The sequence below is a fragment of the Natranaerofaba carboxydovora genome, from assembly GCF_022539405.1.
Classification (GTDB): Bacteria; Bacillota; Natranaerobiia; order Natranaerobiales; family Natranaerofabaceae; genus Natranaerofaba; species Natranaerofaba carboxydovora.
Genome location: NZ_CP054394.1, coordinates 1,028,891 through 1,053,475, shown reverse-complemented (window position 1 = coordinate 1,053,475; position 24,585 = coordinate 1,028,891). Strand labels below are relative to the sequence as shown.

Sequence of the window (24,585 nt, the reverse complement as noted above, 5' to 3'; positions counted from 1 at the left end):
CTCTAAATTATTTTACTGGGTTATATACCTTGATATAACCATTCTTTGAACTTCACTTGTACCTTCATAAATTTCTGTAATCTTGGCATCACGCATCATTCTTTCTACAGGATACTCTCTTGTATATCCATAGCCACCAAGTACCTGCACTGCATTTGTTGTAACTTCCATAGCAGTTTCTGCCGCATATAGTTTTGACATTGCAGAGTACTTAGGAAACTCCGGGTCTCCTATGCTCTCTAGATACGCAGCTTTATAGGTCAAAAGTCTCGATGCCTCTATCTTTGTCGCCATATCACTTAACATAAAGGAGATAGCTTGAAATTTGCTTATAGGCTTTCCAAACTGCTCTCTTTCCTTAGAATACGAAACTGCAGCTTCATACGCCCCTTGAGCAAGCCCAAGGGCTTGTGCCGCAATACCATTTCTGCCACCATCAAGAGTCTGCATTGCAATCTTAAAGCCTTCTCCTTCCTTACCAAGCAAGTTTTCTTCCGGCACCCTACAATCTTCAAAAACAAGCTCTGTAGTCTTAGATGCTCTAATTCCTAGTTTTTCTTCTTCTTTCCCAAAGCTAAATCCAGGAGTTCCTTTTTCAACAATAAAAGCACTTATTCCCTTATGTCCCTTTTCTTTATCAGTTACAGCAAAAACTATATAAATATCTGCTTCTTCTCCGTTAGTTATAAAAATTTTAGTTCCATTTAACACGTATTCATTGCCATCTTTTACTGCTGTAGTTTTCAAACTAGCAGCATCACTTCCTGCACCATTTTCAGTCAGCCCATACGCACCTAGTTTTTCTCCTAGAGCCATAGGTTTTAAAAACCTTTCTTTTTGCTCTTCATTCCCAAACTTATAAATTGGAAAACTACCAAGGGAAACATGAGCAGACAAAGTAACTCCTGTAGAGCCACATACTCTTGAAAGTTCTTCTATCGCTATAGCATAGCTTACATAATCAGATTCTGCTCCACCATATTCTTCTGGCCAGGGGATACCGGTAAGACCTATTTCAGCCATACTTTCAAATAATGATCTGTCAAACCTTTCTTCTTCATCCCTTTCCCCAGCAGTTGGAGCAACTTCCCCTTCGGCAAACTCCCTTACTAATTTTCTCATCATTTTATGCTCGTCGCTTAAGTTAAAATCCATTTTTATACACCTCCGAAATAATTTGTTTGAATAATTTAGCCTTGCTGTCTTCTAAGTTCAAACTTATTTGGACTTTTCCTGTAGCAGTAGTTAGAAGGCTATCCACAAACTAAAAAATAGTCGGTCATTTATATATAGTTAGCTATATTTTTTTTTGCAGAATTCTTAAACTCATCTTCCGAAGGCTTGTCTACACTTTTTTAGCCTTGTCCTCCGAAAATGATTATATCTTTTTCCCAATCTTTTATCTCACACAGTCCATTCTTATCTATTGTGGCTTGCATTAATTAATAATTACTTCGACATATTCGACATAAACAATTCGTTACTACTTGAAAAAATTTGCCACCTCCTTTATAATTTCTGACATGTGAATCACTTGTCAGAAATTATAAATAAAAATCAAAATTTTTGCAAGACTAATTTTTGTTTATTTTATAAATTTTCAGAATGTTGTTGGGCAGAAGAGGTGATTTTTCAAATGTCCGAAGAAAAAATACCAAAAACTAAAAAAGGTCAAAAAACAAGAGAAAAACTTCTTTACTCGGCCAAAAAAGTGTTTGGGAAAAAAGGATATTACCAAACTTCTATAAGCGACATAACAAAAGAAGCTGAAGTAGGACATGGAACTTTTTATATATATTTTGAGAGCAAAAGAGCTATTTTGGAAGCCCTTATACAATATTTAAATAAAGATTTAAGACAAAATATTTCCGACGAACTGCTTAATTCCAAAGACAGAATTGAGGCCGAAGAGATTGGTTTAAGAGTATATTTTGACTACGTAAGGAAAAATCCCGAGTTATACAAAATTGTATTTGAATCTCAGTTTGTGGACTATAACTTATTTATTAATTATTATAAAATGTTTGTAGATTCTTATAAAAAAGCTTTAGAAGAAGCTATTAATAAGCACGAAATTAAAGATCTTGATCCAGAGGTTATAGCATATTGTATTATTGGTATTTCAAATTTTATCGGCTTTAGATGGTTAATGTGGCAGGATGAGGAGAACAGAGGTATCCCCGAGGAAATTTTTGAAGATGTGATGAAGTTTATAAAATATGGTATATCACCTGAAAACACTTTCTAAAAAATAATTTAACGTCAAAAAATTAAAAGGAGTTTTTTATCATTTATAGAATACTTTCACTAGTAAATTTTTTGATTATTTTAAATATTTCAAATTTATTTTACTGATTTTTTTTGACGACTTTTTTAGTAGAACCAAAATTTAAAATGGGGTGATTTTATTGACAGATTTAAAGCAAGTTAATGATGCTTTAAATTCGTATCTGAGGCCAGCAACCTTTCCTGTTGCCGTCAAAATCTCACAAGCAGAAGACGATTTCCCTCCTAAAACTAAACATCCAGGAAAACATATAGGACATAGGGTTGCACTATGCCAGGGAATGTCTATTGCAAGAAGAATTGGCTGGAGAGTTGGATTCAGTAAAGACGATCATGCTTGTGCTATAGCAATAATGATCTTCGGTCATGAAGAAGAACCTGAGATGGTTAAAAATGGAGAAGTGGTTTATCCTTATTACACTAGTTCAAAAGAAGCAGGGCAAAAAACACAGGAAATCACACCAAGGGCAGAAAAAGATAGTATAAAATCTATAACTATGGCTCCTTTAGAAAAAGCAGATTTTGATCCAGATGTAATTGTTGTTTATGGAAATGCTGCCCAAATAACACGGCTTGTTCAGGGATCTTTATTTCACAGCGGCGGCAAAATCGATTCTTCTTTTTCCGGCAGGGGTGCCTGTGGAAGTTCAATTTTGATACCTTATCAAACCAAGGAGTGTAAAGTTACTATACCCGGTGGTGGCGAGAGAATTTTTGCTCACACTACAGATGAAGAGCTTTGCTTCTCAATACCAAAAGATAAAATAGACGATACCATAGACGGCCTAATTAAGACTCATCAAAATGGAATAGCAAGAGTGCCAACACCGTTTTATGGTTTATTTAGCAAACCTGATTTTCCAGATAAATACAAAGAGCTAGAAGAAAAATTTAATATGAAAGATTGATTCAGGCTCATAAAGTCTATTCACATAAGTTTGATAAAATCCCTGGATAATTGAAATAGCCAGGGATTTTACTAACATAATCCTTTTTATTTTTCTCTTAATCCATCCCATTTTACTGTCGTTGCTCCCCAGGTATATCCAGTTCCAGCACTAACCATAACTATCAAGTCACCACTTTTTATTAAGTTTTTCTCTTCTGCTTTTTTTACAACTAAAAAAGTATCCCCGGCCTGTAAGTGACCGTAGTTTTCAAGATAAAAAGATTGACTTTGAGAAAGATTAAGGTTTTTAAGCATTTTTTTATGAAAAGACCTTTTCATATGAAGGGGAGCCAAAAAATCTATCTCTTCTGGTTTATACCCACTTTTTGCCACACTTTCTTTTATCACTTTAATAAAATTATGCGGGCTGGTAGTGTCTAGTCTTTCTTTCATATGATCAAAGTTTTCCACTTCAAAATAATTCAGCTCGTCTTTTTTAGGTAATGGGTGTTTTGAGCCGCCACCTTTTACTTTGATATTATCGCTAAAAGAACCATCAGATATAACAGAAGATTCTAGTACAAGATTATTACTATATCCTCTTCTTATCAAAGCCGCTACAGCACCATCACTGAAATTAAATAAAAAACTTGTTTCTCTGTTATTATAATCTACAAGGTCAAGCTCTCTGGCAGCTGTTACAATCAACACATTATTTAGACCTTGTTGAAGCATCATACTTTTAGCTAATTGCAAAGACATAACTCCCCCGACACAAAAGGCATTTACTTCAAAAGAAAAAGCATTTAAAGCGCCTAACTCATACTGAATTTTTGTGGCAAGCGGCCAGATTTTATAGTCTTTATAACCAGTGCCACAGTAAATTATCATGTCAAGCTCGAGGGGGTCAAAATCTACCAGAGCATTTTTAGAAGCTTCTATAGCCATATCAGATAAGTGTTCATTTTCACCAGCTTTAGGCTTTTTCTTTATTCCGTATTTTTCTTCCAAAACTTCTACTGAAATTCCGGATTTTTTTGAAATCTCCTCGCTGGTTTGAACATTAGATGGAATATAACAGCCTATATTATAAATACCTACCTGGTCACGAGCCATTGAAATAGCCTCCATTTTAAACTTTAATAGCCTAGTAAAGAAATACTTTGACAAACTAAATCATTTTCCTTCAAATAAAAACTTCCCTCCCTAATGTATTCTAAAAAAACCTCATAACACCAAGGCCTATCAGTAATAGTCCTGGTATTAAATAAATGCCCTTAAAGGTTAATTTTTCTAGGTTAATTTTATTACCAATATATAGACCAAAGACAAAAAATAAAATGCAGCTAAATATAACTAGTGGGATTACTAAAAAGGTCAAATCAATAAGTCCTATTGCAACTCCTACTCCAAATGCGTCAAGTCCCACAGCAATCCCTACTACTAGAGATTCTTTTAGGCTGACATAGTACTTGCCATAATTACTTATGCTCCTCGAATAAATATTGATACTTTTAGATGACAATTGACTAAAGTAATAATAATCCTGAAATATTTTCCATATGCCAATCGCCACCAACATAATCCCGCTAATTAGTTCAGCGTAATTATCAACAAACAATATTGAAAAGAAATCTAAGATAATCATTGGCAGTAGCATCAATATCCCAGAACATAATCCAATCAGCAAAATACTAATAACTGAAAAATAGCTCTTTTTCAAACCATAACTCATTCCAACCCATAAGCTATCTATACTTACCGCTACAGCTATTATAATAGTAGTCAAAAATATTACTCCTATCAATTAAAAGTTTTTAAGGGTACTTTTTTGACAAGTCTTGCTGAGTTTGTACCAATTATCTTTAATTTTTCACATATTTTATCGTGCTGTTCTACATCTTTTTCTGGATCCGTTGTAAACTTATATGATTGAATAGGTTTTTCTAAAGGGAGTTTCTCATGATGAAGTGCTACAGTCCCATCTTTCCCAAGGCCAATACCTACTCTGGCACTCGACTCAACTGCAGCCTTACTGGCCAAATCCAAACCATCACCTTCCCCAAAGAAAACTTTAGCTTTTACTTGCTCTTCTTCTATACCGAAGAGAATACTTTCAACAAATTCTGTATCTTGCCAGGAAGGATCTATATAAACAAGGATAAATATACCGCCAGTAACTTCTTTTTTGTATTCTCTTTCTCCCGACACTTTTAGGGTTAAATATTGTTCCATTTTAGGCTCCTCCAATCATTTTCCTCTAGCTGTTCCATCGCAAAAGACATCACAAGACCTGTAGCAACAGCGTTTCTGGGTCCAAGATACCCTCTTATATTAGCAGCACCAGAAACAACACCATATTCGGATAACAGAGCAGTTATTATTTGAGGAATCTCGAAGTCAAGAGAAGAGCCACCTACTAAAACCACAGAGTTTAAGTCCCTAACACTTCCAGTAGGAATCACATCTTCAAGAGCCCTAATAGTATTCTCTTCAAAAACTTTCTTTTTGGCCTCTCGTCTTACGTTCCTTACTTCCTCGATGCTTTTCGCACCTGGGACTTCTTCAAACCCTTCAGGTGTATTTACCACTACTCTACTAAACAAAGTACCTGGAAGTGGATCATCAAAAAACTTTACCGTCCCATCTTCAAGTCTTATTGTAAATAAGGTTTCAACTTTGGCCGCAGGATATTTTTTAACTTTTTCTGCAAGGTCAGTATTTTTTAAACCTAGTTCGCGATCTATTAGCATAGTCACCATTCTACCTGCTCCAGCCACATGTTCTGCAATTATTGGCTTTTCTTTTTTGGATTCAAGATAATAGGCAGCATCTGTAGAACCTGCACCAAGGTCGAGTATTGCAAGGGGTAAACTTACCCCGGGAGTAGTTAGCGAACCAAGGATTGCCATCTCTGCTTCTACGCCGCCTAGTTCTACCTTAACTCCTATCTCTTTGTACAGTTCATCTGCAATATCTTTCATAGGAAGTTTTGAAGTTCTCACCATTGCAGCTAGAGCCACTGCATTCTCCATATAAAACTGATCAGCCACTGCTCCTTTTACTTTTTGTGGAACTGCAGTATCCACGGCAAGTATATCTTTTATTTTTACCTCTTCTAATGGAACTCCGCTCAAATCATGCATAGTACTTCTAATTTGATCAAGCATTCCACCTACATTTGTACCACTTTCACCAACAACATCTTTTAGGGGTTTTACCCTGTTAACCTCTGTCATTATCTTCTTGGCACCAGCATCTAATTGGATTTCCCGATCAAAGTTCTCTCCTTTTAACTCCATGCTTCCAGCAGGGATTACTCTAGTTTCCACACCACCTTTAGGTGTTCTGATAACCACGGCAGAGCGATTACCTATTAAGGCCTTAGCTACCGGCACAACCTGTTTTGTTTCCTCAGGTGTTAAGGAAAATATAGTAGCTATTCCATAAGGGTTACAAAGCTGTTTAATATTTGACCCTTGAGAACCTACCTCAACTGCTGCAAGCATATCAACTGGAACTTTATGAATTTCACGTACTTCATCAACAATTGGAATCTTTTTGTTTAACCTATTCCAAATCAACACTCCATCATCTTTTTGGACAACAGCACCTTCTACAGCAACTCCTGATTCTATAGCTTTATTAATAATCGCTGCAGCATCCTCAAAGTCATAGTTTTCTGGTATTAGTACAATATAGTTGTCTTCTAATTCTTCTAAATTTGATTCTAAGTCAAGCTTGTCAATAAAAATAGTTTGACCGACAGCCATGCCTTCTCCACCAGGAGTAGATGGATCATGTCCTATCATAGTGGATTCAGTAACAATTGTTTCGGTTATTGTCTCCATAGCAACATCACCGATAACAGGAGCTGCTTCATTTAACCTAATAACATCTATAGAACCTGGTTCTATTTTGGCTTTTTGAGATATTTCGTTTATCCCTTTAACTATACCCTTTATGTTTTGTGTAGTACCCTTAATTCCTGTCGTAGGTACTAGGTGTGAAGCCAAAAATTCAACATTGTTCTTTTCGATTTTAGCAAGGGCAATTTCGGTACTTTCATTTCCTATATCTATTCCTGCAACCAAAACCATAGCCGGACCCTCCTAATGCTTACTTGTTAAAACCTGCGGCACAACAAACGCCGCAGGTATTTTCTTACAAAGCTTCAACTCCCGCTTTTGCAACTGTAACATCCTCTTCTACAGAGCCACCACTAACTCCTATTGCACCAATAATTTCACCGTCTTTTGCCAAAGGGATTCCTCCACCAAAAGTTACAATTCTACCATTGTTGGTTGTATTAATCCCAAATAACTCGCCACCCGGGTTTGCTAACTCACTTAGGTCTTCTGTCTTTGCTTTGCATGCAGCTGCTGTGAATGCTTTATTTGCTGCTATATCAATGCTAGCAAGGATTGCATCGTCCATTCTTTTAAAAGCCTTTAGATGCCCTGCGCTATCAACTACAGCGATAACCATTGGGACATTTATTTCTTTGGCTTTTTTACTTGCCTTTTCTATAATTTCAAACGCTTTTTCAGCAGTAATATCCAAAATTCTCACCTCTTAAATCAGAATTTCAAGTCAAATATTATTTAAACAATCTTTAAGTTAATTCACCTTCTTTATCAATATCCTCAACTGCTTCTTCTGGAGCTGTCTCTGCATCTGTCAAGAAATATGGCTTTAATATGCATGTCCAAATAAAAGCCCCTAAAATCCCACCAATGATAGGCCCAATTATTGGTACTATAAAATAAAAATCTGGCCCTGGCAGGGCAACTTCACCCCAGCCTGCAAAGAATTTAAAAATCTTTGGTCCAAGGTCTCTTGCAGGGTTAATTGCAAATCCAGTTAGTGGACCCCAGGCACCACCAATAGCTGCAACTGTTAAACCGATTATAATTGCTGCATGACCACCTTGAGGTGCTGAAATGTTTAAAGTATCTATTACCGCAAAAATAACAAAAACTAATATCATTGTTAAAAGAACTTCTATCCAAATTGCATGCATAAAGCTTGCACCAGCGTGATTATAAGTTGACCAGATAGAGGCAGTTTCGACGCTTTCTGGCCCACCTCTAACTATATTGTTTTGCGCTTCATGATCTGCAACAATGTGAAAGTACATGCTAAAAGTAAATGCAGCCCCTGCAAAGGCACCTGCAACCTGAGACACAATGTAATAAGGAACTTTCTTCCAGGGAAATTTATTAAATATTGCAAGGGGAACAGTTACTGCTGGATTAATATGAGCACCTGACACCCCACCGCATGTATAGACTGCAAAGGCCACTGCGAGACCCCATATCAGGGACATCTCCCAGTAGGTTCCTACTTCACCAAGTATCATCCAGGTAATAACTGCAGAGCTTCCAAATGCCAAAAGTATAGCGGTCCCAATAAACTCGGCAATACACTCACGCATTAAACCTTTATCATTCATTATTGCTTTCCCTCCCCAATTAAATAGTTTGATACATTTTAGAATTCTATTCCCCTTCTAGCTTCTATGCCTTTTTCAAATGGATGTTTTACTGATTTCATCTCGGTTATTAGGTCAACATCTTCAGTAATTTCATCCGGAACATCATGACCTGTCATAATCAGTTCTGTATTTGTTTTGATTGAGATTAATGATTTGATCTCTCCCACTGATAAAATTTTCAACTGAACAAGATCTAGTATTTCATCTAATACAAGTAAAAAATATTCTTCTGATTCCAAAAATTTCATAGCTCTTTTTAGTCCCATATCAAAAACTTTTTTATCTTCATCAGTACAATTTTCACTGCTTACAAAACATTCTCCACATCCAACACATTTCATCTCGTCCTGAGTTATGAGAGTATCGTACCTGCATTGTCTCCCATATTGATAGATATCAACACCTAAATTATTCAAGGATTTTATTTCGCCATAAAAACGGCTGCTTTTTAGAAATTGAATTATACAAGATTTATATCCGCGCCCTGATGCTCTTAATAAAGATCCAAGAGCTGCAGTTGTTTTTCCTTTACCATATCCGTAATATACTTGCTTTAATCCCTGATGTCCTTTTGGAAAACTTTTGTAGGAAAGTTGATCAACAATCTTGATTTCCCCCCTGGTTAATGATATATTAGTATTCTCTCGTTTCCTATTTTAGTTTCTGCTAGAAAGAGTAGCCATTTTAGGCTTATCTTTCTAGCAGTTTTTTACTTTATCTTCTCTTTAATAACTTTCTTGTTTCATAAACCTCAGCTGCCTGGCGTATCAGACTTGCATTATTATTTGCCTCATATTTTTCTTCAAGTTCTTTTGCTATTTCAATTAACTCTTCTTTAGTAGACCTGTAAGGACGAAGTGCTTCATATATTTCTAACAAGCGCTCATCTGGAAGTTTCGTCAGCTCTGCAGCTCTTCTTAGGTTCTCTGCAAACCACTTTCTGTTACAGGCTTCAGCTACTTGTGCTTGGTATTCAAGAGTTTCAGGCGTTATTCTAAGATCCTCAAATTTAATCTTACCTTCTAGCACAGCTTGAAGTGTTATCTCATCTATACCGCTCCCTGATGGAGTTGTAACCAAATCTTTTCTTTTTGTACCCAATGGGAAATCCTTTTTCGGATCTAGCTTTGGCATTTTTTTACCCCCCTGTACATTTAATTTACTTTTCTTCAAATTCGATTTCACATTCTATAACATCACCGTCTAAGTCCACATATTCTGCTTCTGTCAAGTGTATAACAGCAGCTTTGCCCATAAAAGATGCACCGATTGCTTCACCGTCATATGGCTGTATTACTGGACTTGGAGTTTCCTCTTTAGCATATTTTCCTGCATTTCTAGCAATATCTCTATAATTTTGCAGTGTTAAAAGTGGACTAACAGAATATAACTCTATTGGACCGAGTGGTGGCTGATCTTTGTTGTGTATTAGACATGTCCCTTTAGTCAAAATACCTATCGAAAAACCTGAGCCACTAACTTTTGCCGCTTCATTACCAATAACTCCTAAGTCTGCAGAATATTGAACCCTTACCACTCTATAACTAACTCCCTCTTCTTCTAATCCAGCTATTATTTCTCTCACTATAGTTCCATGAGGCACATCCTTAATACTTTTAGATAGTTTATCTCCAAATGCCGGACTAATTCCAATAACAACCTCGTCTGATTTTGTTCCTTTTTCTGCTTTGCCTAGCTCTTTTACTTTTAAGTCAAGCTGTTTAGCATCTTCTGCTTTGTCAAACATTGCTGATTTAGCCGGAATTGAAGATGGGAAGTGTGCCCTCCATTTGTATTCCTCTCTAATTTCCTCACGCCACATATCCTTACACCTCCTCGTTTATTTTGAAAACTAAAACAGATCTTCAGCCTTTAATGCCTGTCTAATATTTTTAATCTCATCCCATTTTTTGCCTTCTACTCTATAGCCCGTTCCAGGTCCTTGATAGTCGTTAGCATCATTAACAGCTGTTCTTGGTTCAAAGTTTTCGTCTAATATAGCTGATGTCTGTAGATAATCCCCGGAAATACGCTGTTTAAGCATGTTTAGAACGTTATTTGCAACATCTTCATGACCTCGTTTTGCTAGTGCTTTAACAATGTCAAGTCCAGTGATTTTTTGGTCCATAATAATGTCTGCAGCTTTAATATTATCTGTTGCTTCTCTTGGAGCTGTCTCTTTTGAACCAAAAGCTATGGCACATTTTTCAATGGCTTCATCTGTGAAAGGCGGCAGACCTAATTCATCACATACATCTTTAATAACTTTACCCGCTTTTCTTCTCAGAGCTATGAACTCATCCTCATCTACAGGCTTAACTCCACCATCAACCCTCAAGTCCCTTTGCATAGTTATATACTCATCCAAATCTTCACCGTTCCAACTTGAAGAAGTAAACATGTCGTCATAAGCTGGCATGAATGAATAACCTGAGAAAATAAAGTCTGTCCCTGCCAGGAACTGTGGAAGTAATCTAGCAGTACGTCTCATATCTGAATTTGATACCTGATAGTCATTCCCGGATACAACTTCTAGGTCATTCATCATCGTAAATAAGTTCTCTGCCATCAAAGCCCTAAACCCACCTGCAACAGAACCAGCCATACATACACAACTGATACCACCATTTTGGATCCCCTGTATACCTGTAGCTCTAGTCATCATAATACAGCGAATCTCTAGATAAAGCATTGATTTTCCTTCTGAGTAGCCCATCACACATTCTGCACCAGTACCTGAAGTGAAGCGAAGCTTAAGCCCTCTTGAGGCATAAGAAGCCCCTAGAAAAGCCTTTGACCATGGAGTATCATCACCATCTACGAAAACTCTTTCAGTTCCATAATTTGATACAGTCTCAGCATAAGAAGTAAGCCCCCTCATACCAAGGGTTAGCTCTAGTGATTCTTCAACAGCACACTGAGTAAGGGTACCAGGTCTTCCAACTTGAGAACCTATTAAAATAGCTAATGCATTACTTGGAGCAAACTTACCCATACCTACAGTAGTCTCTAACTCAGTAAACCCGTGCTGCCCGGCACTAGCTGCATCTACTGCTAGTTGCAACGGATCATCTTTTCTATTTGTTATATGGGACTGGATAGATGGTGTCTTCCTTGCTCTCATCTTATGACCAGCCATGATCATCTCAACCACATCAAGGTTATTTAATACTTCATTGGCTTTAGCTGGAGTCATACCATAAACATAATTTATAATTTCTTGACGAGGTACGTTAATGTCAACAAGCCATCTCGATATTTCTAAAGAATCCATTTCCATTACTTCTTCAGCTATACTTTGATCGATTGCGTAATCAGCTATGAATAGATCAATCATATCAAATTCTTCTCTTTTCTTGCCGTCCATTTCTACTACTACGCCATTCTCAATTTTCAGACTTGGATCTGGATCGTTAGGTCCATCCATTGCAATTAGCCCTTTTTCGGGCATTTCCTGGGCAAGGCCATCCAAAGCCAGCTGTCTTTGAGTATCATAAAATTTGTATCTCAAACTTTTTGCCATCAAATTTCCCTCCTCGTAAATTTTTCTTTTTAAGATCATCTTAGTAACAATATTGTTAGAAAGAATTATTGATAAGTTACCACCTCCAATATTTTTAGAATCAAACTAATCAAAAACTAATCAAATAGATGACTGGTAATGTACTTTTATTTTTTATTTTCCCGGTCAATCTTATTACTGATGAACTTTGTCTAGATCATCACCGGGAATATTATAAACTTCATTGTGAGGTGGAAGCTCTTCATCATACATAAATTCAGGCAGCCTGTCATGAACTGGTGTAAAGCCAGCCTCCTTGTTAAATTCTCTTTCTAGTTTTAAAACGTCTCTTCCATATTCCATTGCTTTTTCTGTGTCTAAGTCGCTTCCATACATGGCATTGATCATTTCGTAGATCCCTTCTTCGCCATTTTTGTCATCGCTGGTAGCAAAAGTTACAAACAAACATAGGCCTACACTATCTATAAAAGCAGATAATTTCTGAGTATCTCTAGAAGCTTCTACTTTCCCTTCTGTTGATAATGGATCAAGATCTCCTCCACATTTAAATATTTCTGGAGCTATTGTATAACCGAAAGTATGGTCTGCTCCCATGGCACCTGTAGCATAAGTTACACCAATACCTTTCATTGCTCTTGGGTCATAAGCAGGCATACCCTGCCCTTTAACACTTGGTACTCTGGTTATACCGTAAGCGTTTCCTGCGCCAACTGCTCCCATGCCGATTATCCTACCTAGAGGTGTGCCTTTACCTACTTCCTCCAAAGCTTTTATTGCCCCTTCGCCATCTCCAAAACTTAAAACACCTGCTTCCATCAAAACTCCAATTGTACAACCAGTTTCTATGGTATCTATTCCAACGTCATTACAGATGCGGTTTAGTTTTGCTATGATGTCTAAGTCATCAATTTTTAGATTTGGACCAAGAGCCCAATCAGTCTCATATTCAAGCGGTGAGCATAGTACGTTGCCGTCTTTATCTGGATAAATATTTGAACACCTAATAGTACAGCCAGGATGGCAGGCATGTCCCATCTTGCCTTTACCACCACGCTGTTCAACTATTTCAGCCATCTTTGCCCCTGACACATTAGAAGCGCCTTCAAATTGGCCAAATTTAAAATTTTCTGTTGGGAGTCCACCTGATTCATTTATCGGATCAACTGTTCCGGCAGTACCATAAGATGGCAGAGCACCACTTGTTACCGGGTGGTTCTTAATAGCTTCTTGAAGTTTTTTCCTAGCCTGTTTGAATGTTTTTTCATCTTTAACTTCTACTTTAGGTGCGTCGGTATCATCAATGATTATTGCTTTGACACCTTTAGAACCCATAACTGCTCCAAGACCACCTCTTGCAGCATATCTGCTTGGCTCGTTATCCATATCATTATTAGTAATTCCAGCAGTCTGCATTAGCATCTCACCTGCTGGACCTATGGCAAGCATTCCTACTTTGTCGCCATAAGTCTCTTTTACATCATCCATTAATTGATATACACCCAAGTTTTTAAAGTTATATTTTTCTTCAAGGTCAATTGAGTCTTTAGTTACTTTTATCGTGTATATTTTATCTTCTTTTGGTTGACCTTCTAAAATCAAAGCTTTGATTCCTAATCTTGCAAGCTTTTGGCTGCAGATACCTCCGGCATTAGCTTCTTTTATTGTTCCTGTAAGAGGGCTTTTCCCTCCAATTGATAACCTGCCAGAAGCAGGAGCACTTGTGCCTGTAAGAAGTCCCGGAGCTATTATAATTTTGTTATTTTTCCGTAAAGGATTACAATCAGCCGGCACTTCTTCTTTTATCACCGTAGATGTTAATGCCCGCCCCCCTAAAAGCTTGTACTTTTCATCTGCTTTTTCTTCAGTTACCTCTAAATTAGACATATTAATTCTAACAATCTTTTCACTCATTTCCTTTCCTCCTCCCAGAATTCAATTATTGCCTGTTAATAGGCATTTTTGTAAACCTTTAGTAAGTCTGCCTGCGACAAATTACTTGGATTATTTTGCATAAGGCCGGTAATTTCTGATGCAGCCTTAGCTAGTTCAGGCAGTTCTGCTTCAGGAATATCAAAGTCTCTTAAACGCTGGGGTATATCCAGTGACGTTGACAGATTTTTAATTAATTCAACGGTTTTATTTGCTATATCTATTTGGGTATAATCACCTCTTAATCCCCAGGTTTTTCCTATTACTGCCAGCTTTTCAACAATTCCATTAAAGTTTGCCTCAAGTACGTGAGGCAGCAAAAGAGAGTTGGCTATACCATGAGGTATGTGATAGCTCCCTCCTATCGGATATGCCATAGCATGCACTGCACCAACCCCTGCATTTGAAAAAGCCATCCCAGCAAGTAAGCTACCTGCTAACATATTCTCCCTGGCTATAATATTTTCTCCTTTTGCATAAGCTGTGCGTATATTAAAATAGATTTTTTTGATTGCTTCAAAGGCTATTATATCGGTGAGATAGTTGGCTTTAACTGAGGTGTAAGCTTCAATAGCATGGGTAAGTGCATCCATACCTGTAGATGTAGTTATACTGCCTGGCATACTAAGGGTCATTTTAGGATCACAGATAGCCACATTTGGATATAGATAATCATGGACTAACCTTAATTTGACCTTATCTCCTGAGAAGATGGATATCTTGGTAAGCTCTGCTCCTGTGCCAGCTGTAGTAGGTATCATTATAGTAGGAAGTCCTAAGTTCTCTATTTCATTATTTTGGTCTAAACCAATTGATTCATTAGTCACTAGAACTGAAACAGCTTTAGCCACATCAATCGAACTCCCACCCCCGAGGCCTATTAATACATCGCTTTGATTTTCAATGACGTGTTGTTTACATTTTTTCAAATCGTCAGTATCAGGTTCCCCATCAAGCTCACAGAAAACGTTTGTCTCAATATCTTTCCCTATAACTTTTTTGACCTTCTCTAGTATATCAGTTCCCATTATTCCTTGGTCGGTAATTATTGAGACGTTTTTTGCTTTATATTTTTGAATTACTTCTTCTAATGATTTAATGGAATCATTTCCGAATATAATTTGTGTTGGTGAAAGCCAGGTAAAATTATTCATCGCTATTCCATCCTTTCACTTGCATCAAAATTTTTAACATAATAAAGTTAATTAAAATTCCAACAATTCTACTAATTATTTAACTTGCAAAAACCATGCCATTCAGTTTCTTTTATACAATAATTTAGACTTTTAGATTTTACAAAGATCTTTATAAGCGGATCCTTTGAGTTATTTTTATAGGTATTTTTATATCGCAACTATCCATGTTAGATGTCATTTATTTTAATTTGATTTATAAACCGTGAATATTGTCACGCACCACAACCCCCCGCAATCGTTAACCCCTTCTGTGTTAATTGCCTAAATATTTCAACCGTGACATATTTCACTATAAGTGAAATATGTCACGGTCTATGTTGTTAAAATCATATGTCTATGCTATACTAATATCGCATGGTAAATCACCCGCTGTTATATTACATTCATTAGTGATTTCTTTAACATTTACTAGCATATCGTCCGAAAATACCCATTAATATCAGGGGAGGGGCAAAAATGAGTGACAGTAATTATAGGCAAAATAACAATAAATTATATAAAAATATCTTAGATAGCATATATAATGGTGTACTGGTAATTAACTGTGAAGGCACAATAATTTTTTTCAATGAAGGTGCCGAAAATATACTTCAAATTAAACAAGAAAAAGCTATAGAAAAAAAAATTAATGAAGTTATGCCTTATTCCACATTACTCAAAAGACTAGAAGAAGGTACTGATTACCTTGGCGAAAGAATAAAGATTGGCGAAAAAGAAATAATGTCTAATCAAAGTTTAATTGAAAATGATGGTAAAATCATCGGTGCTGTTTCAGTGTTTCAAGACATATCCCATATACAAAAACATTTAGAGTGGAATCAAATGCTTGCAGACATTTTAAGGGCTTCATACGACGGAATTTATATTACCGATGCAAACGGGTATACAGTATATGTAAATGAGGGATATGAGAAAATCACCGGTCTAAAAGGCTTTGAAGTTATAGGAAAACACATGGAAGATTTAGTGAAGGCAGGATATATCAGTGAATCAGTTTCTTTGCTTGCTTTGAAAGAAAAAAAAACCAAAACTATAATGCAAAAAATCGAAAAAACAGGCAAGGAAGTTATTGTAACAGGCAACCCGATCTTTGATTCAAAAGGAAATATAACTCAAGTAGTAACAAACGTGAGAGATATCACAGAATTAAGTTATTACAAAAAAGAATTAGAAAAAGAACATGAAAAAACAATTAAGTTTAGTTCTGAAGTTGACAGGCTAAGATCAATTAAAAATGCCAAAGCAAAGGCTATTGGTAAAAGTAAGGCTTTTAATAAAACCATGGAAATCATTTCAAGAATTGCAAATACTAATTCTACAGTATTATTGACAGGTGAGTCAGGAACTGGAAAAGAAGTTTTCGCAAAAATGTTACATGAAATAAGCAATAGAAAAGACAAGCCTTATATTAGGGTTAATTGTGGTGCTATACCGGAATCACTAATAGAGTCAGAACTGTTTGGATACGAATCCGGCTCTTTCACTGGTGCGTTAAAAAAGGGGAAAGCTGGTTATTTTGAACTTGCTCATGAAGGAACTATTTTATTAGATGAAATAAGTGAAATACCTTTTCACCTTCAGGTTAAAATTTTGAGAGTTTTACAGGAAAAAGAAGTTAATAGAATAGGAAGTGACACTCCACGTCAGATCAATGTGCGTGTTATTGCTTCCACTAACAAAGATTTAAAAAAGTTAGCCGATGAAAACAGATTTAGGGATGATTTATTCTACAGACTGAATGTTATACCTATAAAAATCCCACCTTTGAGAGACAGAAAGGAGGATATCCTCCCTTTAACCCTACATTTCTTAGATAAATACAATAATAAACATGGTTTAAACAAAACAATATCTAGAGAGGTTTTAGATTTATTTTACAATTATGACTGGCCTGGTAATGTTAGAGAACTTGAAAACACTATTGAAAGACTTATACTTTTAAGCGAAAAAGAACTAGTAAAACTTCATGATGTGCCTTTGGAATTAAAAAATGCTTTAGAAGGCAAGGATAGTAATGAATTTAAAAGTTTAAAAGATGAGGTGCGAAAATATGAAATTAGGTTAATAAAACAAGCTATCCAAAATAGCAGCAGTCTATCTGACGCTGCTAGAAAACTAAATATTGATAGGACAACTTTATCGAAGAAAATGGGTAAATATAGTTTAAAATAACTACAACAAATCTATAGTTCAATGTAGTTATAACTCCAAATAAAAACCACCACTACCACCTATAGTTACAGGAACTCTTTCTTCTTCAATTATTTTTTTAAAAGTTTGCATCTTATCATTAGAAGGTGGTTTTGCCCCTTCTAACAGGTACTTTTTCCCTAAATATCTATATTTGTTTTCACCAAGTCTATGATAAGGTAGTAAATCTATCCCTTTTACATTCTTTCCGAGCCACCTAGCAAACTTAGCAGTAGACTTAACATCCTTTTCATTGTCATTAAACCCTGGTATGATTGCTTTTCTTATGATAATAGGAACATCTTTCCTTGCTGCTAATTGGACATTATCCAAAATTATTTGATTAGAAACATTAAGTTCCTCTTTAATTTTTGTTGAATCCATGGATTTAATATCAAATAATAATAAATCCAAAAAGTTAATGGCTTCTTTTAACGAGCTCTGAGACACAAATCCAGAAGTTTCCAGCGCAGTATGCCAACCTTTACTTTTGCATGCATTTAACAAGTTAATAGCAAAATCGCTCTGGTAAAGCGGTTCACCTCCAGAAAGGGTAATTCCACCCTTTGAACGTTTATAATAAATTTTATCTTTAGCTATTTCTTTAAGTAGCTCCTCTACTGTAGCTTCATAACCTGCAAGTTCTAAAGCTCTGCTATTGCATACTTCAACACAATTTTTACAGTTCACACAGCTATCACGATCTATTCTAGTTACTGTATCATAACTAATAGCTTTAACTGAACAAGCGCCAACACACTTTTTACATTCAATACAAAGGCTTGGGTTAAACATTATCTCTTGTTCATATTGCTGCGATTCTGGGTTGCTGCACCATGAGCAAGATAACGGACATCCTTTTAAAAAAATAACGGTACGAATACCTGGACCATCATGTACAGAAAATCTTTGAATATCGAAAACCATTCCTCTGTCTGCCGAGCCTTTATAATTAATAGAATTATTAGTAATGATAGAAAAGCCCCTCCCTATATGACAATTTTGTTAGAGGCCCAATTAAAAGGGCCTCTTTTATAGATTTAATTTTAGTTTAAAAGTTCTGCTCAGTTCTGTTAATAATATCATCTTGTAGCGACTTATCTAAAGAAGTGAAATATGCACTATAACCTGCTACCCTTACCACAAGGCTAGAATATTTGTCAGGATTTTTCTGAGCTTTTATTAAAGTTTCTTTGTCTATAACATTGTTTTGGATGTGTAAACCTTTTTGATCAAAGAAGCCATTTATTAATGCAGCAAGATTTCTTTGGCCACTTTCACCTTCAAGGGAAGAAGGGTGAAACTTCTGGTTTAACAAAGTTCCATTTGATGCTATATGATGGTCAAGTTTTGCTACAGAGTTAATTGCAGCCGTAGGCCCATTTCGATCCATACCTGATACAGGTGAAACTCCATCTGCGAGGGGAGTTCTAGCTTTTCTTCCCTCGGGGGTTGCACCAGTTGCAGCTCCTAAAGGTACATTAGCTGATACGGGATACAAACCTGGTTGGTATATCCCTCCTCTTGGGTTGGTATGTTTTTCTACTTCTTTACAATAGATTAACGCGCCCTCTCTAGTTAGCATGTCCACTTCCTCAATATCATTACCATATTTCGCTACTTCATTTAAAAGCTTTTGTCTTAAATCTTCATCTTCAAAATTATTGTCTAACGCTTTCTTAAGTTCTTCAAGGCTAAGCTTTTGCTCATTAAAAACAAGCTTTTCTATGACAGCAAATGAATCTCCAACGTTCGCAACTCCTACCCCTTGTGGGCCTGTGAAATTGTAATAAGCTCCACCTTCCTGTACTGTTTTTCCTTTTTCAATACAGTTTTGAATAATACTTGACAAGAATGGTAACGGCGCTCTTTTCATATGAGCTATATCCACTGAATTTATTGCATTAACTAGCAGGGCTACGAAATATTCCATCTGTCTTTCAAAGGCAAGTTTAAATTCTTCAAAAGAATTAAAAGAGGTAAATTCTCCAGTTTTTGGCCCTAATTGTTTGCCATTCTCAACACCATTATTTATAGTAAGTTCCAGTACTTTAGCCATATTAAAGAAAGCTGAATCATGCCAACCCTCGGTTTTGCCACCTTTTTGAGGTTCAACACAACCAATAATGCAATAATCACGAGCATCTTCTAAAGTCAGACCACGATTTACAAGGGAAGGTATTATAACTTCATCATTATAGTATGCAGGCATACCCAGACCCAACTTAGTTACTTCGACTGTTTTTTCAGTTAATTCTTCAAGGCTTTTATCCCAGATACGTACTGAAATTGAGGGTTGTGGCATTTTTATATGAGTTGTAGCTTCTAAACACATAAAAGATAATAGGTTGCTAGCATCTAGTCCATCAGGGGTTTGACCACCTACAATAAGATTTTGAAACATCGGATAACCGCCAAATGCTTTAGTAGACCCTTCATCTCTAACTTTATTAATGTCATTAAATTTAACCCAAAGAGCGTCTAATATCTCTTGAGCTTTTTTAAGAGTAAGATCGTCCTTCTCTATATCGTTTTTTAAATATGGAAAAATATATTGATCAAATCTCCCCGGAGAAATGGAGTGTCCACTAGACTCTAACTGAATTATTAATTGTACGAACCAAAACGATTGTAAGGCTTCATGAAAGCTTCCTGCTGGATATTCAGGAACTTTATCACAAACTTCAGCAATTTTGTGCAATTCATCTTTTCTTGTTTTGTCCTCACATTCTTTAGCTAGCTTTTTAGCTTCTTTTGAAAATCTTTTAGCAAAATTAATAGCTGCTTTTAAAGTAATTATTACTGCATTTAAAAAATGCTCTTTTTCAATATCTTCGGGTTTAGCTACATTTAAATTATCTTTTTCTGTTTTTGCTTTTTCAATTATCCCTTTAAATCCATATGTCAATACTTCTTCATAATCAACAGTTGTGTGACCTACTCCGCCAAAAAAGTAATTACCTACTGTGAAAACACCAGCATCTTGAGCTTGTTCAGCTTCTTTACTCATCAAAGATGCAGCTAATTCATTAGAAGTTTTTCCGTCCCAATAATTAAAAATTTCTTTTAATTCATCCTTGGTTTCTTCAGAAATTTTAAAAGCATCACCTAAGCGTTTAGGAAGTCTATCAAACTCTTCCATGAGCCACTTATTTGAAAACTCAGGAAATACCGGACTGCTTCTTGGTTTTGTAGTTTGATTGCCCACTATTAATTCATCGTCTCTAATAACAATAGTCATCTCGTTCAAAATTTTTTCTAAGGCTTTAGCTCTCCTAATTACCATGGGTAAAGCTTCTGTTTCTTTATATGATTGGGTCAAAAGTCTAGCCCGTTCAGGATCAATTTCTGGAACAGCGTTTAAAATATCATTGGTCAATTTTTTAATACGTGGCGTTATTTCTGGAAGATCGCCCACATAACCTAACAAATTTTTGTCATGCATTAAAATCATTCCTCCTCAATGGGAATTTACATATATATAGTCGCAATTTTTGTACCAATATAACAAAATAATATAAAATTTCTAAAACATCTGTTATAATTGCATTAAATATTTAAAATCAAAAATGTAACTTATAGAGTGGTGAAAAAAATCACGGTTTTATTTGAATTATCTAAAAAAAACCTGTTCTAAACAATAAAAAATGCCCGTGAAAAATGCCACTACAACGTGAGCATTTTCACGGGCATTATATTTTCTGTTGTTTTTAATATCAACTTTCTAAAGAAGGCGAATATTTTATAACACTTCCAGGTTGATAGTTAGGGTCAAGGTAATCGTCAGCATTGCTGCTAATAAGTCTTACCAATTTCCCTTCATAAGGACCTGTAGGTTCAACTATTAAAGTTTTACCTTCAAGTTGAATCTCTTCATACGTTGGCTCTTCTTTTGTCCTATCCTCAAAGACCTGATCTAGGGGAACAGATGTATATAGTAAGCTCAAGTATTATCCCCCCTAGAATGATTGTTATCATTGCCTGTGTTATTATTTGTGGAGTTGTCGTCTCCTTTATTATCTTTGTTTTCATCTGGTCCACTTTGCCTTTGATAAGGATTACCATAATCTGATGGGTTCTGGGGGTTTCTATTAAATGGATCATCAAAAAAAGAGTTGCCTGAATTTGGATTGTTCTGCTGAGGATATCTCAAATTTGGCTGGTTTATATTCTGTTGTCTGTTATCTTGATAACCAGATTCTTTTTGCTTAATGAATTCTTCTAGTTTTAATACAGCCTGGCCTATCCCTCCTACTTCGTCTATCAAATTATGTAATACAGCGTCTCTTCCAATTAAAAGTGTTCCTATATCCCTTGCTAGCTGACCAGAATTAAACATTAATTTTCTTAATTCCTGAGAAGATATACTAGTGTTTTTTGTGATAAAACTAATTACTCTTTCCTGCATCTTGTCAAGGTACTCATATGTCTGTGGCACTCCAAGTACCTGTCCAGTAAGTCTTATTGGATGGATTGTCATCGTTGCAGTTTCAACAATATAAGAGTGGTTAGTCGCCACAGCAATTGGCGCCCCGATACTATGTCCACCACCTAGAACTACACTAACTGATGGTTTAGACATACTCTCAATCATCTCTGCAATAGCAAGACCTGCTTCAACATCTCCACCAACTGTATTTAACAGAATTAATACACCTTTAATATTTGGGTTTTGCTCAGCTGCAATTAGCTGTGGTAGAATATGTTCATATTTAGTTGTCTTGTTTTGTGGTGGTAGAGTCATATGACCTTCAATTTGACCTACAATAACAAGAGAATGAATATGATTCGCTGGTTGAGGAATTTGTACCTGGCCATATTGTTTAAGGTTATCAGTCATGTCTTTTTGTCTACTCCTTCTTACAGATTCTCGTTTTGTTGATTTTTTAGCATCATAACTGTTTTGCTCCATAATTGTCACTCCCTTTATCATTCTCCTGCTATTATTCCAAAGAATTTTGATACATATACATTTTCAGAAATAGATAGGTTATTATTTTTATAAAAAAAACCAAGGACTCATCATAAAGTCCTTGGTTTAATTCTCTTTTATGTCACTATAAAAAACGCACCTGTTACCTCCAAGTCTCTTAGCTTCATACATAGCTTTATCTGCTTTCTCGATAAGTTTTTCTAAGCTATCGCTATCAGTTGGATATAATGCCACCCCTATGCTTAAACTTATACTAAAATATATCTCCTGTCCAGAAAGCTTTATAGGCTCTTCAACAACTCCAAGAATCCTATTAGCTACACTTGTTATTTCTTTCAGCGATCCAATATTTTTAAGTAATATAACAAATTCATCTCCACCATACCTCGCAGATAAATCAGTTTCTTTAATAACAGATTTTATCCTTTTAGCAACAGTTTTTAATAAATTATCCCCATACACATGACCAATCGAGTCATTTATTTCTTTAAAAGAGTCCAAATCTATAAATAAAAGAGTTAATTTTTTCGTTTCATAATCAGTTTCTTTATAATTATAATTCTTTATAATATTTTCAAGTTGTTCTAAAAAGTAACCTCTATTGGGTAGTTTGGTTAAACCATCTAGCTTTGCTTTTTCTTTAAAACTAGCCATTTCTTTTAAAGAACTCTGCAAATAAGAAAGTTTTTTGCGGTGGTGAGTAGCATCAAAAACTTGTAATAATACAAAGGTTTTATCATCATAGCTAAATGGCTCAATATGAAGGTTTTGTTGGATTTTATTTTTATTATTTGTAGGCGGAAAAAACACCGGATGAAGAGCCGCAGAACAAAACATTTTTTGGCCATTATTTAAAGCATTAAAAATAAACTGTTTATAAATATTCTTTTCAAACAAAGGATATAAGCTGGTTAATTTTTTATTAATTACACTGTCTTTTTTGTTACCTGTCAAATTCTCCATCCAGTTATTCCATTTAACTACATTCAATTCTTCATCTAAGACTATGATCCCCAAATTTAAGTTGTCAATAATTTTTTCATCTATATTATTCATACATCCTCACAATCTCTTCATCTATTTTTTTTATAAGCCAGTTGACAGAATCTATACTAAGTGCTACCAAAATCGCACCTTCTACTTCAGTGTTTGAAAAACTAAAAGTATTTTTTATGATCAATACATATAAATTATCTTCTAAGCTAATCTCCTCTGCTTCTACTTTTGGGAAGTAAAGCACTTCTATTTCTGGTATTGAATAATTCAAACAAATACCTGTTAAGTTAGCCAGTCCTCCCATTATAGAATTCAAAACTATATTACCTAGCTCTCTCATTGCATCTGAATCAATATCTGTTAGATTCTCTAAATCAAACTCCTCTTCGTCAGGTAAAGCATCTTCTCCCAAACACAAATTAACTAGGGTTCTCGTTTTGTCGGCAGGAAAGACCAACCTGGCTTTACCTTTTAATTCATCACCAAAAGATAGACTTGAAGATATTATATCGCCTTTTGGGAGAATATTTAGGGAACCTATATCAGGCTTTTTCCCGGGAGGGAAATTTAAAAGTTTGATTTCGGGTATTTTTAGTTCAATTTTTTCCCCTGTAATATCTGAGAGAAGGCTTGAAGCCTGTCCAATATATATATTCATAAATTCTTTTAGTGCATCTTCCTGTATAGAGCTAAGCATCATAATTCTCCTCAATTATCTTCACTAAATCCTCTACCTTATCATCTGTCAGAGGTTTATTAAAAAAGTTCAAGATTCCAATAGATTCGACTTCCTTACGCACCATATTTTGAACATCAGCCGAAATAACTATTACCTTTACGTTAGGATTATATTCATATATAGATTTTAATACATCCTGACCTTTCTTGTCCGGGAGTAATAAATCAAGAAGCACAAAATCAGGTTTTTCCTCTAAATATTTTTGATAACCTTCTTCACCACTATTTGCAGTCAAATACACAGCATCTGTAAAGTTTTCTTTTAATTTTTTTACTATGAATTTTTGGTATAGCATAGAGTCTTCTATTATAAGAAATTTCAAACTTAACTCTCCTTCTGTTCGTTAGATGCTAAAAATCTACACATTCAGTAACATTATATTATAAACAGAGAAACATTTCATTAAT

At 35.5% G+C, this 24,585-nt stretch carries 22 protein-coding genes and 1 pseudogene; 3 read left to right on the top strand and 20 right to left on the bottom strand.

What is annotated here, in order from left to right:
- Window positions 1–12 precede the first annotated feature (12 nt).
- A complete protein-coding gene (locus ACONDI_RS05130) occupies window positions 13–1,155 on the bottom strand; it encodes an acyl-CoA dehydrogenase (protein ID WP_241080409.1) in 1,143 nt (380 codons plus the stop codon).
- A gap of 481 nt (window positions 1,156–1,636) precedes the next feature.
- On the opposite strand from ACONDI_RS05130, the gene ACONDI_RS05125 reads away from it, so the two are divergent.
- Together ACONDI_RS05125 and ACONDI_RS05120 are read left to right on the top strand one after the other, a co-directional pair.
- A complete protein-coding gene (locus ACONDI_RS05125) occupies window positions 1,637–2,248 on the top strand; it encodes a TetR/AcrR family transcriptional regulator (protein ID WP_241080408.1) in 612 nt (203 codons plus the stop codon).
- Between the two features lie 160 nt (window positions 2,249–2,408).
- Window positions 2,409–3,194 (top strand): DUF169 domain-containing protein, encoded by a 786-nt coding sequence (locus tag ACONDI_RS05120; protein WP_241080407.1) that lies wholly within the window; start codon window positions 2,409–2,411, stop codon window positions 3,192–3,194.
- A gap of 86 nt (window positions 3,195–3,280) precedes the next feature.
- Here ACONDI_RS05120 and ACONDI_RS05115 read toward each other — a convergent pair whose 3' ends face one another.
- The 12 genes from ACONDI_RS05115 to ACONDI_RS05060 form a co-directional block, all read right to left on the bottom strand.
- Window positions 3,281–4,291, bottom strand: coding sequence for a 3-oxoacyl-ACP synthase (locus tag ACONDI_RS05115; RefSeq protein ID WP_241080406.1), 1,011 nt, complete (start codon window positions 4,289–4,291; stop codon window positions 3,281–3,283).
- A gap of 100 nt (window positions 4,292–4,391) precedes the next feature.
- Window positions 4,392–4,964 carry a manganese efflux pump MntP gene (locus ACONDI_RS05110; protein ID WP_241080405.1) on the bottom strand — a complete coding sequence of 191 codons (573 nt, stop codon included), beginning with the start codon at window positions 4,962–4,964 and terminating at the stop codon, window positions 4,392–4,394.
- Window positions 4,965–4,978: 14 nt separating this feature from the next.
- Complete coding sequence (locus ACONDI_RS05105; RefSeq protein WP_241080404.1) at window positions 4,979–5,410, bottom strand: glycerol dehydratase reactivase beta/small subunit family protein; 432 nt, start codon at window positions 5,408–5,410, stop codon at window positions 4,979–4,981.
- Entirely contained in the window at window positions 5,395–7,275 is a 1,881-nt protein-coding gene (locus ACONDI_RS05100; protein WP_241080403.1) for a diol dehydratase reactivase subunit alpha, read from the bottom strand. Before ACONDI_RS05100 ends, ACONDI_RS05105 begins: the two co-directional genes overlap by 16 nt.
- A 64-nt stretch (window positions 7,276–7,339) precedes the next feature.
- Complete coding sequence (locus ACONDI_RS05095; protein WP_420848163.1) at window positions 7,340–7,747, bottom strand: GlcG/HbpS family heme-binding protein; 408 nt, start codon at window positions 7,745–7,747, stop codon at window positions 7,340–7,342.
- A gap of 43 nt (window positions 7,748–7,790) precedes the next feature.
- Entirely contained in the window at window positions 7,791–8,630 is an 840-nt protein-coding gene (locus tag ACONDI_RS05090; RefSeq protein ID WP_241080401.1) for an MIP/aquaporin family protein, read from the bottom strand.
- A gap of 38 nt (window positions 8,631–8,668) precedes the next feature.
- Window positions 8,669–9,277, bottom strand: a complete 609-nt coding sequence (locus ACONDI_RS05085) for a cob(I)yrinic acid a,c-diamide adenosyltransferase (protein WP_241080929.1) — start codon at window positions 9,275–9,277, stop codon at window positions 8,669–8,671.
- Window positions 9,278–9,386: 109 nt separating this feature from the next.
- Window positions 9,387–9,806 (bottom strand): diol dehydratase small subunit, encoded by a 420-nt coding sequence (locus ACONDI_RS05080; RefSeq protein WP_241080400.1) that lies wholly within the window; start codon window positions 9,804–9,806, stop codon window positions 9,387–9,389.
- 25 nt (window positions 9,807–9,831) lie between these two features.
- Window positions 9,832–10,494: a glycerol dehydratase reactivase beta/small subunit family protein gene (locus ACONDI_RS05075; RefSeq protein WP_241080399.1), complete on the bottom strand. Its 663-nt coding sequence runs from the start codon at window positions 10,492–10,494 to the stop codon at window positions 9,832–9,834.
- Window positions 10,495–10,524: 30 nt separating this feature from the next.
- Window positions 10,525–12,195 (bottom strand): propanediol/glycerol family dehydratase large subunit, encoded by a 1,671-nt coding sequence (locus ACONDI_RS05070; RefSeq protein WP_241080398.1) that lies wholly within the window; start codon window positions 12,193–12,195, stop codon window positions 10,525–10,527.
- Between the two features lie 174 nt (window positions 12,196–12,369).
- Window positions 12,370–14,106, bottom strand: coding sequence for an aldehyde ferredoxin oxidoreductase family protein (locus ACONDI_RS05065; RefSeq protein WP_241080397.1), 1,737 nt, complete (start codon window positions 14,104–14,106; stop codon window positions 12,370–12,372).
- A 35-nt stretch (window positions 14,107–14,141) separates the two neighbouring features.
- Window positions 14,142–15,278, bottom strand: coding sequence for an iron-containing alcohol dehydrogenase (locus ACONDI_RS05060; protein ID WP_241080396.1), 1,137 nt, complete (start codon window positions 15,276–15,278; stop codon window positions 14,142–14,144).
- 498 nt (window positions 15,279–15,776) lie between these two features.
- On the opposite strand from ACONDI_RS05060, the gene ACONDI_RS05055 reads away from it, so the two are divergent.
- Window positions 15,777–17,492 (top strand): sigma 54-interacting transcriptional regulator, encoded by a 1,716-nt coding sequence (locus ACONDI_RS05055; protein WP_241080395.1) that lies wholly within the window; start codon window positions 15,777–15,779, stop codon window positions 17,490–17,492.
- Between the two features lie 27 nt (window positions 17,493–17,519).
- Here ACONDI_RS05055 and ACONDI_RS05050 read toward each other — a convergent pair whose 3' ends face one another.
- The 7 genes and pseudogenes from ACONDI_RS05050 to ACONDI_RS05020 form a co-directional block, all read right to left on the bottom strand.
- Complete coding sequence (locus ACONDI_RS05050; RefSeq protein WP_241080394.1) at window positions 17,520–18,437, bottom strand: glycyl-radical enzyme activating protein; 918 nt, start codon at window positions 18,435–18,437, stop codon at window positions 17,520–17,522.
- 124 nt (window positions 18,438–18,561) lie between these two features.
- Window positions 18,562–20,955: a glycyl radical protein gene (locus ACONDI_RS05045; protein ID WP_241080393.1), complete on the bottom strand. Its 2,394-nt coding sequence runs from the start codon at window positions 20,953–20,955 to the stop codon at window positions 18,562–18,564.
- A gap of 271 nt (window positions 20,956–21,226) precedes the next feature.
- Window positions 21,227–21,457, bottom strand: a complete 231-nt coding sequence (locus tag ACONDI_RS05040; RefSeq protein ID WP_241080392.1) for a YlzJ-like family protein — start codon at window positions 21,455–21,457, stop codon at window positions 21,227–21,229.
- 239 nt (window positions 21,458–21,696) lie between these two features.
- Window positions 21,697–22,422: pseudogene (locus ACONDI_RS05035) on the bottom strand (ClpP family protease); the annotation flags it as partial.
- Window positions 22,423–22,548: 126 nt separating this feature from the next.
- Window positions 22,549–23,499: a GGDEF domain-containing protein gene (locus tag ACONDI_RS05030; RefSeq protein WP_241080391.1), complete on the bottom strand. Its 951-nt coding sequence runs from the start codon at window positions 23,497–23,499 to the stop codon at window positions 22,549–22,551.
- Window positions 23,492–24,136 (bottom strand): chemotaxis protein CheC, encoded by a 645-nt coding sequence (locus ACONDI_RS05025; protein ID WP_241080390.1) that lies wholly within the window; start codon window positions 24,134–24,136, stop codon window positions 23,492–23,494. The genes ACONDI_RS05030 and ACONDI_RS05025 overlap by 8 nt, the downstream gene beginning before the upstream one ends.
- Window positions 24,129–24,500 (bottom strand): response regulator, encoded by a 372-nt coding sequence (locus ACONDI_RS05020; RefSeq protein ID WP_241080389.1) that lies wholly within the window; start codon window positions 24,498–24,500, stop codon window positions 24,129–24,131. The genes ACONDI_RS05025 and ACONDI_RS05020 overlap by 8 nt, the downstream gene beginning before the upstream one ends.
- Window positions 24,501–24,585 lie beyond the last annotated feature (85 nt).